This window comes from Microbacterium sp., from assembly GCF_017305435.1.
In the GTDB taxonomy this organism is placed as follows: Bacteria; Actinomycetota; Actinomycetes; order Actinomycetales; family Microbacteriaceae; genus Microbacterium.
Genome location: NZ_JAFKIP010000004.1, coordinates 212,945 through 225,322, shown reverse-complemented (window position 1 = coordinate 225,322; position 12,378 = coordinate 212,945). Strand labels below are relative to the sequence as shown.

At 71.6% G+C, this 12,378-nt stretch carries 7 protein-coding genes; 3 read left to right on the top strand and 4 right to left on the bottom strand.

Going from position 1 to position 12,378, the window contains the following annotated elements; genetic code table 11:
* Positions 1-72 precede the first annotated feature (72 nt).
* Positions 73-1,515: a carboxylesterase family protein gene (locus J0I43_RS07160; protein ID WP_292861198.1), complete on the top strand. Its 1,443-nt coding sequence runs from the start codon at positions 73-75 to the stop codon at positions 1,513-1,515.
* A gap of 36 nt (positions 1,516-1,551) precedes the next feature.
* Here the strand turns inward: J0I43_RS07160 and hemW are convergent, their stop codons facing one another.
* The 3 genes from hemW to lepA are packed head-to-tail and all read right to left on the bottom strand — an operon-like array spanning position 1,552 to position 5,285.
* Positions 1,552-2,769: a radical SAM family heme chaperone HemW gene (gene hemW, locus J0I43_RS07155; protein WP_292861195.1), complete on the bottom strand. Its 1,218-nt coding sequence runs from the start codon at positions 2,767-2,769 to the stop codon at positions 1,552-1,554.
* A complete protein-coding gene (locus tag J0I43_RS07150) occupies positions 2,769-3,419 on the bottom strand; it encodes a DUF1990 family protein (RefSeq protein ID WP_292861192.1) in 651 nt (216 codons plus the stop codon). The genes hemW and J0I43_RS07150 overlap by 1 nt, the downstream gene beginning before the upstream one ends.
* A gap of 21 nt (positions 3,420-3,440) precedes the next feature.
* Complete coding sequence (gene lepA, locus J0I43_RS07145) at positions 3,441-5,285, bottom strand: translation elongation factor 4 (protein WP_292861189.1); 1,845 nt, start codon at positions 5,283-5,285, stop codon at positions 3,441-3,443.
* A 232-nt stretch (positions 5,286-5,517) separates the two neighbouring features.
* Between lepA and J0I43_RS07140 the strand changes: the two genes are divergently transcribed.
* The gene (locus tag J0I43_RS07140) at positions 5,518-10,266 is read left to right on the top strand and encodes an ExeM/NucH family extracellular endonuclease (protein WP_367267547.1); all 4,749 of its coding nucleotides are present in this window, start codon (positions 5,518-5,520) and stop codon (positions 10,264-10,266) included.
* A 48-nt stretch (positions 10,267-10,314) separates the two neighbouring features.
* Positions 10,315-11,055, top strand: a complete 741-nt coding sequence (locus J0I43_RS07135) for an alpha/beta hydrolase (protein ID WP_292861186.1) — start codon at positions 10,315-10,317, stop codon at positions 11,053-11,055.
* On the opposite strand, the gene J0I43_RS07130 is transcribed toward J0I43_RS07135, so the two are convergent.
* Entirely contained in the window at positions 11,044-12,315 is a 1,272-nt protein-coding gene (locus J0I43_RS07130) for an MFS transporter (protein WP_292861183.1), read from the bottom strand. The genes J0I43_RS07135 and J0I43_RS07130 overlap by 12 nt on opposite strands.
* Positions 12,316-12,378 lie beyond the last annotated feature (63 nt).

Here is a 12,378-nt window from a genome sequence, read left to right as displayed (position 1 = left end):
GACCCCTCCTCCTGGTTGGCACTCCCGACGATCGAGTGCCAATCCTATCGCGGTCGCCCTACGATGAGCCGTATGCGCGCCGATGCCGACTTCCGCCCCGCCGTCATGACGTCGAAGGGGGCGGTGCGCGGCACACGGCGCGGAGGAGTCGACCGCTACCTCGGCATCCCCTACGCGCTCCCCCCGTTCGGCGAGCGCCGATTCGCGCTGCCGCAGCCCGTTCCCGCGTGGACGGACGTGCGGGATGCCGCGGAGCACGGACCGACCGCCCCGCAGGACCCGTACTTCGGGGCGCTCGGCGCGCTGCTCGGGTCGGTCGCGATCCCCGGCGAGGACATCCTCACCGTCAACGTCTGGGCGCCGGCCGACGCGGCGTCCTCCGGGGCAGCGCTGCCCGTCTTCGTCTGGTACCACGGCGGCGCGCTGGAACGCGGCACTCCCGCCCTCCCCGCGTACGACGGCACGACCTTCGCACGCGACGGCATCGTGTTCGTGTCGATCGGATACCGCGTCGGCGCCGAGGGCTTCTCCGTGCTCGAGGGCGCCCCGCGCAATCTCGGGCTGTGCGATGCGGCGGCGGGACTCGTCTGGGTGCAGACCGAGATCGCGCGGTTCGGCGGCGATCCGGCGCGCATCACGATCGTCGGAGAGTCGGCCGGCGGAGCCCTCGTCGCAGCCCTTCTCTCCCGACCCGACACCGCGACGATACCGGTCGCAGCGATCATCCAGTCGGGGCCTCTCGAAGCCGTCGCGCCCGTGCGCGCGGAGCGCGTGACGCGTGCACTCGCGAAAGCGCTCGGGATCGCCGCGACGAGAGAGGGGTTCGCGGCCGTTTCGCCGCGGGTCCTTCTCGACGCCCGACGACGCCTCGCCGAGGGGTCCACGCCGCTCTCCGGCACTCCCGGCTACGCGCTCGCGCTCGATCCGGATACCCTCCCGGCCTCGCCGGAGGTCGCCCTGCGGTCGGTGGAGATCCCTCTCGTCATCGGCACGAACACGGACGAGTACCGGCTGTGGTTCACCCCGGAGCAGCTCGCCGGCATCAGCAGCCTCAAGCTCACCCTCGCCCGCCTCGCGACCGGTGTGCCTCGGAGCGCCGTGCGCGCCTACCGCTCCGCGTTCCCCGGAGCATCACCGGGCGAGATCCTCGGCCAGATCGTGACCGACCGACTGCTGCGCGCGCCGGCGGCGCGTGTCGCGGCGGCACGCACCGCCCCGACCCATGTCTACGAGCTCGCCTGGCCGAGCCCCGTCCGCGACCTGCGCGCGGCGCACGCGATCGACATCGGCTTCGTCTTCGACCGCGTCGAGGCACCCGACTCGCAGACGATCGTCGGTCCCGACGCTCCACGCGAGCTCGCGGCGCGCATGCACGCCGACTGGATCCGGGTCGTCCAGTCGGGCGATCCGGGGTGGCCCCGCTACGGAACCGGGCGCGAGGTCCAGCTGTACGACGTCCCCTCGCGCGTCACCCCGCTTCGTCGCGCCGAAGCCCTGGATTCGCTGCCCGGTTGAGCGGCCGCTGGCGCGGGCAGAGGGTGCGGGGGGCGGTCAGGATGTCAGGGCGCGGACGACGGCGTCGGCGAGCAGTCGGCCTCGGAGGGTGAGCACGACACGGCCGCGCACGGCCGCAGCGCCGTCGATGAGGCCGTCGGCGATGAGGGAGGCCACGGCGTGCCGACCCTCGCTCTCGAGCTCCGACACGGCGATCCCCTCCGCGATCCGCGACCGCAGCAGCACGTCCTCGAGGCGCCGCGCGGCGGCATCCGGTCGCTCGCGCGCCGCCGCGGGCGACTCGCCGGCAGCGAGCCGCTGGGCGTACGCCGCAGGATGCTTGACGTTCCACCAGCGCAGCCCCGCCACGTGGCTGTGCGCGCCGGGGCCGTAGCCCCACCAGTCGGTGCCGCGCCAATAGGCGAGGTTGTGCCGTGAACGGTGCGCGGGCGCCGTCGCCCAGTTCGACACCTCGTACCAGTCGAACCCCGCCTCGGCGAGGAGGTCGTCGACGAGTTCGTACATGTCGGCCTGCAGGTCGTCGTCGGGTGCCGGCACCTCGCCGCGGCGGATCTGGCGATGCAGCTGCGTGCCCTCCTCGATGATGAGCGCGTACGCCGAGACGTGGTCCGGTGCCAACGCGATCGCCGTCTGGACGGAGGTCCGCCAATCGGCGAGCGACTCGCCGGGAGCGCCGTAGATGAGGTCGACGCTGACGTCGAGGCCCGCGGCGCGCGCGGCGGCGACGGCGGTCGCGACACCGGCCGGGTCGTGGGTGCGGTCGAGCGCGGCGAGGACATGCGGCACCGCCGACTGCATCCCGATCGACAGGCGCGTGACCCCGGCGTCGGCGAGCTCCTCGGCGAGCGCGGGCGTCACGGTGTCGGGGTTCGCCTCGACGGTGACCTCGGCATCCGGCGCCAGGGCGAACGCTTCGCGAACGCCGGCGAGCATGCGCGCCAGGTCCCCCGCGGGCAGGAGCGTCGGTGTTCCGCCGCCGAAGAACACGGTGGATGCCGCACGCAGCGGCCCGCGCGCAGCGAGCACCTCCCGCGACAGCGCGATCTCCCGCAAGACCTCGTCGGCGTAGGCGTCCTGACGAGCGCCGCGCAACTCGGTCGCCGTGTAGGTGTTGAAGTCGCAGTACCCGCACCGGACCCGGCAGAACGGCACGTGCAGGTACACCCCGAAGTCGACCGCCGGGTCGATCCCGAGGTCGGGCGACAACGCGCCGTCGGCGGGCGCGGGGTCGCCGAGCGGAAGAGCCGAGCCCATCACGCGGGAGTGGAGTACAGCGGCGAGATCGCCTGCAGATACCCCTGGAACAGCGCGCTGCGGCGGCGCTTCACGAGCGGCGGGAGCATCCGATACGCGAACGCGACCGGGCGGTCGAAGGCCCGCACGACGAAGCGCACCTCGTCGCTGTCGTCCCACTCGATCGCGAACGACTCCTCCCCGCTCACGACCGATCCGCCGACCGTGCCGAGCGAGAACGCCACGCGACGCGGCTCCTCCGTCGCGGAGATGACGCGCAGCTCGCCGTCGGCATTCATCCCCTTCACGCGCCCGTGCACGCGGATCGTCGTGCCGGCGGCGACATACGGCGTGCCGTCGGCATCGAAGCGCTGTTCCGCCTCGAGGCGGCTGGGCGCGACAGGAGCGCCCTCGGCGTCGAAACCGACGCCGGAGTACATGGGTCCGGCCGCCGGGCGCACGTCGCTCAGGGTGAGACCCGCACCGCGCAGGGCCGTCCACGACAGGAGCGCGTCGGCGGAGCTCTCGAAGCGGCTCTCGCCGCTGCCCAGCCGCCACGACGCCTCGGCGGGGATGCTGTGTTCGGGCGGATAGCTCATGAGGTCGGCAGCCCCCGTCGCGCCGACGGCGGCGTAGTCGACGGTGCCTTCTTGGAAGTTCCCGCGGCGCATGGCGTCCAGCCTAACCGGGCGCTACTTCTTGGTCTCGACGTCGCCGGAGAGCGCCGCGATGAACGCCTCCTGCGGCACCTCGACCCGACCCACCATCTTCATGCGCTTCTTGCCCTCCTTCTGCTTCTCGAGGAGCTTGCGCTTGCGGGTGATGTCACCGCCGTAGCACTTGGCGAGCACGTCCTTGCGGATCGCGCGGATGTTCTCGCGCGCGATGATCCGCGCGCCGATCGCGGCCTGGATGGGCACCTCGAACTGCTGACGAGGGATGAGCTTGCGGAGGCGTTCGGTCATCATCGTCCCGTAGGCGTAGGCCTTCTCGCGGTGGACGATCGAGGAGAAGGCATCCACCTTGTCGCCCTGCAGCAGGATGTCGACCTTCACGAGGTCGGCCTCCTGAGATCCCGCGGGCTCGTAGTCAAGCGAGGCGTAGCCCTGCGTCTTCGACTTCAGCTGGTCGAAGAAGTCGAAGACGATCTCGCCGAGCGGCATGTTGTAGCGCAGCTCGACGCGGTCCTCGGAGAGGTAGTCCATGCCCAGGAGCGTCCCGCGACGGCTCTGGCAGAGCTCCATGACGGTGCCGACGTAGTCCTTGGGCAGCAGGATGCCGACCTTCACGACGGGCTCGGAGACGGAGGCGACGCGCCCGTCCGGGTACTCGCTCGGGTTCGTCACGATGACGTGCTCGCCCGTGTCCGTCGTGACGTCGTAGGTCACCGAGGGGGCCGTCGTGATGAGGTCGAGGTCGAACTCGCGGGAAAGACGCTCCGTGATGATCTCGAGGTGGAGAAGCCCGAGGAAGCCGCAGCGGAAGCCGAAGCCGAGCGCGACGGAGGTCTCCGGCTCGTACTGCAGTGAGGCGTCCGACAGCTTCAGCTTGTCGAGCGCTTCCCGCAGGTCCGCGTAGTCGCTGCCGTCGATCGGGTAGACGCCGGAGAAGACCATGGGCTTCGGGTCGGTGTATCCGGCGAGCGGATCGGTCGCGGGCTTGCGCTCGTTCGTGATCGTATCGCCGACCTTCGACTGACGCACGTCCTTGACGCCCGTGATGAGGTAGCCCACCTCGCCGACGCCGAGTCCCCTCGTGGGGATCGGCTCGGGGCTCGAGACGCCTATCTCGAGCAGGTCGTGCTTCGCGCGCGTGGACATCATCTGGATCCGCTCGCGCGGCTCGAGCTTGCCGTCGACCATGCGCACGTACGTCACGACGCCGCGGTAGGAGTCGTAGACCGAATCGAAGATCATGGCGCGCGCGGGCGCCGTCGGGTCGCCGACCGGTGCGGGGATCTTCTCGACGATGAGGTCGAGCAGCTCCTCGACGCCCATGCCGGTCTTCCCCGAGACGCGCAGGACGTCCTCCGGCCTGCCGCCGATGAGGTTCGCGAGCTCCGCCGCGTACTTCTCCGGGTCGGCCGCGGGGAGGTCGATCTTGTTCAGCACCGGGATGATCGTGAGGTCGTTCTCCAGTGCCAGATACAGGTTCGCGAGCGTCTGCGCCTCGATGCCCTGTGCGGCATCCACCAGCAGGATCGCTCCTTCGCACGCGGCGAGGGAGCGGGAGACCTCGTACGTGAAGTCGACGTGCCCGGGGGTGTCGATCATGTTCAGCGCGAAAGTGCCCTCGGCGGTCTGCCACGGCATCCGCACGGCTTGGCTCTTGATCGTGATGCCGCGCTCGCGCTCGATGTCCATGCGGTCCAGGTACTGAGCGCGCATGTCGCGATCGGAGACCACGCCGGTGATCTGCAGCATGCGGTCGGCCAGCGTGGACTTGCCGTGGTCGATGTGGGCGATGATGCAGAAGTTGCGGATCAGCTCGGGAGGGGTCGCAGACGGCTCGAGAGGCTTCAGGGCACGGGGTGACATGTCTCGTCAAGTCTACCGGCGCCGGGCGCATGCGAACGGCGGATGCCGCGTGCGCGCGCCTGAACGGCGAACCATAACCCCGCTCCGCGGCGACACGCCAGCACACGGGACGATGAGAAACAATTAACGGTTCTGCTGCTTGCCGAGGGGCGCCGTTTCGAAGAATGCTCAATCTGGCGGCCGACGTCTGCGCGAAACCCCCCTTCGTGCGCGGACCGCCTCGGAGATCATCGTGACGCACGCGTACCCGGTTCCCGCTTCCGCCGCCTCTGACCCGCGTTCGCCGCGACGCTCACGGCGGCCACGGGTCGCCCTGACGATCGCGACGGCGCTCGCGACGGCGGCGGCGAGCGCCGTCGTCGCCCCCGCGGCGCACGCCGCCGTCGCTCCCGACGCGGCCGTCGTGATCTCCGAGGTGTACGGCGGCGGCGGCAACGCCGGCGCCGCTCTCTCCCGAGATTTCATCGAGCTGGCCAATGTGTCGGATGCCGCGTTCGACCTCTCCGGATACAGCGTGCAGTACGCCTCGGCGACGGGCGCGTCGTGGCAGGTGACGCCGCTCACCGGCATCACGGTGCCGGCGGGCGGTCAGGTGCTCATCGGTGAGGCGACCGGATCGAACACGTCCCTTCCCGGCTTCGCCGCGGACGTCGAGGGATCGATCCCGATGTCGGGCAGCCAGGGCAAGGTCGCCCTCGTCGCCGACCAGACGCCCCTCACGGGCGCCGCCGACCTCGTCGGGCTCGACCGGGTCATCGACTTCGTCGGCTGGGGCGCGGCGACGCACTTCGCCGGCAGCGCCCCGGCGCCCGGCACCGACAACGCGACGAGCGTGGCGCGGGGCGCCGACTTCGCGAACACGGGCGACAACGCCGCCGACTTCGCTGCGGGTGCGCCGACGCCGACGGGCCTTCCGACCGATCCCACCGACCCGACCGACCCGACGGATCCGCCGGTCCTCACGATCGCCGACATCCAGGGCGCCGGCGACGCCTCGCCCTACGCCGGCCAGACGGTCACGACCGAGGGCGTCGTGACGGCGCACTATCCGACCGGCGGCTTCGACGGCTACGTCATCCAGACCTCCGGCACGGGAGGGGCGATCGATCTCGCCTCCCACGCGGCATCCGACGCGCTCTTCGTCTACGCGCCGGGCGCCGTCACCGAGGTCTCTTCCGGCGACACCGTCCGCGTGACCGGCGTCGTCTCGGAGTGGAACGGCCTCACCGAGCTCACCGTCGGCCCGGGCGTCGCGGTGCATCTCGACGCCCAGCCCGCGCCCCAACCCGCTGCGGTCGCGTGGCCCAGCGACGCGGCCCAACGCGAGAGCCTCGAGTCGATGCTCATCGCTCCGCAGGGCGCCTTCACCGTCTCGAACACCTACTCCACCAATCAGTACGGCGAGGTCGGTCTCGCCGCGGGCACGACGCCGCTGCGTCAGCCGACGGATGCCGCGCGCCCGGGCACACCCGAGGCGGCGGCCGTCGCGGCCGACAATGCTGCGCGTGGCATCACGCTCGACGACGGCACGAGTGTCAACTACCTCTCGAGCGCGAACAGCGGGCTGACCCCCGCCTACGTGTCGCTCGTCGAGCCGATCGTCGTCGGGGCATCCGTCGCGTTCACGGACCCCGTGATCGTCGACTGGCGAAACGACACGTGGAAGCTCAACCCCACCGCCCCGCTCGCGGGCGACGGATCGGGCGCGGACGGCGTCGCGTTCTCCGACCCGCGCACGACCGCGCCCGTAGCGGTCGGCGGAGACCTCCGCGTCGCGTCCTTCAACGTCCTCAACTACTTCACGACGCTCGGGACCGATTCCCCCTCCTGCGTGGCGTACAAAGACCGTCTCGGCGACGGGGTGACCGTTCGGGAGGGCTGCCCGCAGCGCGGCGCGTGGGACGCGGCCGACCTCGAGCGGCAGCAGACGAAGATCGTCGCGGCGATAGGCGCACTGGATGCCGATGTCGTCGGCCTGATGGAGATCGAGAACTCCGCGGCGCTCGGCGAGCAGGCCGACGAGGCCACCGCGACGCTCGTCGCCGCGCTCAACGCCGCCGCCGGCGCCGGAACCTGGGCTTTCGTGCCCTCGTCGGCCGACCTGCCGCCCGCGGCCGAGCAGGACGTCATCACGAACGCGATCATCTACCGCACCGCCGCGGTCGAGCGGGTCGGCGACTCCCGCGCCCTCGGCGATCAGAGCGACGACGGCGAGGCGTTCCAGAACGCGCGCGAGCCGATCGCGCAGACCTTCGCTCCGGCGGCCGGGGGCGCGCCGTTCCTGTTCGTCGTCAACCACTTCAAGTCGAAGGGATCGGCGGGGCCCTGGGCCGGCGACGCCGACACCGGTGACGGTCAGGGCGCGTCGAACGAATCGCGCGTGCGTCAGGCGGCCGCGCTGCGCGACTGGGTGTCCGACATCCGGGGCGACGTCGACGCTGTCGCCCTGGCGGGCGACTTCAACTCCTACACGCAGGAGGACCCGCTGCAGGTGCTGTACGACGCCGGCTACGTGGACGCTGCGCACGCGTTCGACGTCGGCTCGTCGTCGTACAGCTTCTCCGGGCTCTCCGGCTCGCTCGACCACATCCTCCTCAGCACTGCCGCGAAGGCGCGCGCGACGGGCGCCGACATCTGGAACATCAACTCCGGCGAGTCGGTCGCTCTCGAATACAGCCGCTACCGCAGCCACGGCACGGACTTCTACGCGCCGGATGCCTACCGTTCGAGCGACCACGACCCCGTCGTCGTCGGGTTGTCCGGGGCGGCCGCTCCGGTCGAGCTGACTCTCCTCGGCATCAACGACTTCCACGGCCGCATCGACCAGAACACCGTCGCGTTCGCGGGCACCATCGAGGAGCAGCGCGCGGCGGCGTCCGGCCCCACGCTGTTCCTCTCCGCGGGGGACAACATCGGCGCGTCGCTGTTCGCCTCGTCGGTCGCGCAGGACCAGCCCACGATCGACGTGCTGAACGCGCTCGGCCTGCAGGCCACCGCGGTCGGCAACCACGAGTTCGACCGCGGTTTCGCCGATCTCTCCGGTCGCGTCGCCGGTGCGTCGGACTACCCGCAGCTCGGCGCGAACGTGTACCTCAAGGGAACGACGACGCCCGCACTTCCGGAGTACCAGCTGTGGGATGCCGGGAGCATCACGGTCGGCGTCATCGGGGCCGTGACGGAGGAGACGCCGACGCTCGTCTCACCCGCGGGTGTCGCCGATCTCGACTTCGGCGACCCCGTCGATGCCGTCAACCGCGTCGCCGCGCAGCTCACCGACGGCGATCCCGCCAACGGCGAGGCCGACGTGCTCGTCGCGCTCTATCACGAGGGCGCCGGCGCCGGCACACCCGACGGCGCGACCCTCGACGAGGAGCTCGCGGCGGGCGGCCCGTTCGCGCACCTCGTGAACGACACCGACGCGAAGGTCGGCGCGATCTTCACCGGGCACACGCACAAGGAGTACGCGTGGTCGGCCCCCGTGCCGGGCAGCGATCGCACACGGCCCGTCGTGCAGACCGGCTCGTACGGCGCGAACCTCGGCAAGATCACGCTCACGCTCGACGGCTCCACCGGTGCCGTCACGGCACACACCGAGGAGCTCGTGAAGCGCACGACGACCCCCGCCGCGACCCTCGTCGCGACGTACCCGAAGGTCGCCGCCGTCGACGCGATCGTGACGCAGGCGCTCGCCGCCGCCGCCGAGGTCGGCAACACGGCGGTCGGCGAGGTCTCCGGCGACATCACGACGGCCTTCGCAGGCGGCTCCTTCGTGGACGGCGTCTGGACCGGCGGGTCCCGCGACGACCGGGCCGGCGAATCGGCATTGGGCAACACCGTCGGCAACATGCTGCGCGACAGCCTGTCGTCGCTGCCGAACGGCGCCGTGATCGGCGTGACCAACCCGGGTGGCCTGCGGGCAGAGCTCTGGGACACGCAGGCCGAGTTCGGCGCGACCGCGGTGCCGGGCCTCCCCGACGGGACGGTCTCGTTCTCGCAGGCGAACGCGGTGCTGCCGTTCAACAACACGCTCGCCCTCGTCACCCTGACGGGCGCGCAGTTCCAGACGCTCCTCGAGCAGCAATGGCAGCGCGCGGCGGACGGCTCCGTGCCGCAGCGGCCGTATCTGCAGCTCGGTCTCTCCGACAACGTGTCCTACACCTTCGACGCGTCCCTGCCCGAAGGCCAGCGCATCACCTCGGTCACGGTCGACGGTCAGCCCATCGACCCCGCGGCGAACTACCGGATCGGCACCTTCTCGTTCCTCGCAACGGGCGGCGACAACTTCCGCGTGTTCACCGAGGGCGCCGACTACGTCGATACCGGCCTCCTCGACTACGAGGCGTGGATGGACTACATCGCCGACGGCTCGCCCCTCGCGCCGTCGTTCGCGAAGCACGGCGTGCAGGTGACGGGCGTGCCGGAGACGGTGGATGCCGGAGCCGCGGTCAGCTTCGAGGTGTCCGGGCTCGACATGACGAGCCGCGGCGCGCCGCAGAACACCGCGCTGCAGGTGGCGATCGGCGACGACGTCCTCGCCGAGGTGCCCGTGACCGCGGGAGCGGCCGCCGTCACCGTCACCCTTCCCGCCGATCTGGCGTCGGGCACGACGACGCTCACCCTCACGGCGCCGGCGTCCGGCACGGTCGTGCGCGTGCCGCTCGAGGTCACGGCATCCGTCCCGCTCGTCGAGACGACGACACGGCTGACCGCGATCCTGCCCGTCCACATCAACCGCCTCGTCCCCTCGACGCTGGTGGCGACCGTCCGGCAGAGCGACGGCGCGCGAGCGGAGGGCGTCGTGGAGTTCCGCGAGGGCGCCAAGGTGGTCGCGACCGTGAAGGTGCGCTACGGCGTGGCGGCCTACACGCTCGGCCGCCTCGGCGGGGGAACGCACACCTACACCGCGACGTTCGTCCCCACCGACGCGGCGACGGTCGCGGGCTCGACGAGCGATCCCGCACGAGTGCGCGTGCTGTTCTGATCGGCGTCGTCGTCGCCCTGCCGGCCGTCCGCTCCTTAGGCTGGCAGGGTGACGACGACGGTGGTGATGGTGCACGGCATCCGCACGTCCGCCACGATGTGGCGTGCGCAGGTCGCGCACCTCGCCGCCCGCGGCGTGGGCTCCGTCGCCGTAGACCTTCCCGGCCACGGCACGCGGATGAGCGAGACGTTCACCCTCGACGGCGCACTGGAGACGATCGACGGCGCCGTGCGGGCTGCGGCGGCGAGCGGTGACGTCCTGCTCGTCGGGCATTCGATGGGCGGCCTCGTCTGCACCGCGTACGTCGGGCACGAGGAGCGGCCGCCGGTCGACGCCTTCATCGGTGCGTCCTGCACGGCGCTCCCCCGGGGCGCGGCGCTCGCGACCTATCGCGCGCTGGCGCGCGGCTTCGACCGCCTCCCCGGGCGGGGATTCCGCATCGCGGAGTGGGTGCTCGACCGCACGCTGCCCGACGAGACGCGTGCCGATTTCGGTGCGGGCGGCTACGCGTACGACGCGCAGGACGATGCCCTGCGAAGTCTCTCGATCCTGGACCTCCTCGCCGCTCTCCGCCGCATCGAGGTCCCCACCTGGTTCATCAACGGCCAGTTCGATCAGCTGCGCGTGAACGAGCGCCTGTTCGTCTCGCAGGTTCCGCACGCCGAGCTCATCGTGGTGCCGCGGACGAGCCACCTCGTCACGGCGATGCGTCCGCGCGTGTTCAACGCCCTCCTCGACGTCGCCCTGGCGACGATGGATGCCGAGGCATCCGCACCGTCAGCGCACTGAGGCGCGGCCCCGCTCACGGACTGCGAGGGTCAGCAATCCGCCGACGATCGACAGGACGCCGCCCACGGCGAACAGGAGCCAGAACCCGCCGATGAGCGCAACCAGTCCGGCGCCCAGGAGCGGGCCGAGCAGTTGACCCAGGGCCGCGGAGACGTTCACGAGCCCGAGATCGCGGGCGCTGTCGTCGGGGAACGGCAGCAGGTCCGTCGCGAGCGCGAGGCCGACGGACATGTACGCGCCGTAGCCGACCCCGAGGAGCGCCGCGGCGACGAGCGTCGTCTCGAACCCCGGCAGCGCGGCGATGAGGAGCGCCGCAACGCCCTGCACGAGCGCGGAGCCGACCGTGAGCGCGACACGACGACCCGTGCGGTCGGAGATCGCCCCGGCGACGATCGACGACGCGACCACGAACACGGTGTAGACGACGATGAGGAGGAGAAGGTCGTCTTCGGCGCCCGCCGCCTCGCGGTGCAATCCGTAGAGGAGGAAGAACAGCAGCAGGCCCGTGCCGAGCGCGTTTCCGATGTTGACGATCAGGCGCCCGCACAGCAGCCAGGCGAAGTCGCGGTCGCCGAACGCGGCGAGTCGGTCGGCCAGTCGGCGCTGTGTTCGGGCGGATGCCGAGGCCGCCGGCGCGGGCGGGTCGGGCAGCAGAAGGGCGGCCGCGACACCCCCGACGAGGAGGAATCCGGCGAGGGCGAGGTAGCCCGTGGCCACGCCGAGCCCGAGGAGAACGATCACCCCGACACCGACCACGATCCCCACCGCCTGCGACGACGCGATGACGGCGGAGGCCGCGCCCCGCTGATCAGTGAGCTGGTCGGCGATGAGGGCCGTGAGCGCGGCGGAGGCCACGGCGACTCCGACCGAGACACCGACCCAGGCAGCACCGACTCCCCACGGCCCGTTCGCGAACGCGATCCCGACGAGCGACCCCGCCGCGAGCACCGTCCCACCCAGCACCCACGGCCGGCGCCGTCCGAACGCGCCACGGCTCCGGTCGCTCATGCCGCCCGCGAGCGGGCCGGCGATGACTCCCGCGAGCCCGCCGACGGCGAGGACGAGACCCGACGAGACGACCCCGGAGATCCAGCCGTCGGCGTCGTCGGGCGTGTTCAGCTGCAGCGGGATGAGCAGCTGCAGCGGCGTGAGCTGTGCCGTCCAGATCGCGAGCCAGGCGAGCGTGAAAAGCAGGAACCAGCGCCCGCCGGCGCGACGCGGGGCGGCTTCGGCGCGGCGGATGCGGGGGGATGCGGACACGGGCGGCTCCTTCGTCGGCGCAACCGGCAGGGCCGGTGATCCGATCATGCCGCACCGGGCGGA

Excerpts from the sequence above, each read along its gene's own strand:
- hemW (WP_292861195.1), bottom strand. The coding sequence starts at position 2,769 with ATGGGCTCGGCTCTTCCGCTCGGCGACCCCGCGCCCGCCGACGGCGCG.
- lepA (WP_292861189.1), bottom strand. The coding sequence starts at position 5,285 with ATGTCACCCCGTGCCCTGAAGCCTCTCGAGCCGTCTGCGACCCCTCCC.
- J0I43_RS07160 (WP_292861198.1), top strand. The coding sequence starts at position 73 with ATGCGCGCCGATGCCGACTTCCGCCCCGCCGTCATGACGTCGAAGGGG.
- J0I43_RS07150 (WP_292861192.1), bottom strand. The coding sequence starts at position 3,419 with ATGCGCCGCGGGAACTTCCAAGAAGGCACCGTCGACTACGCCGCCGTC.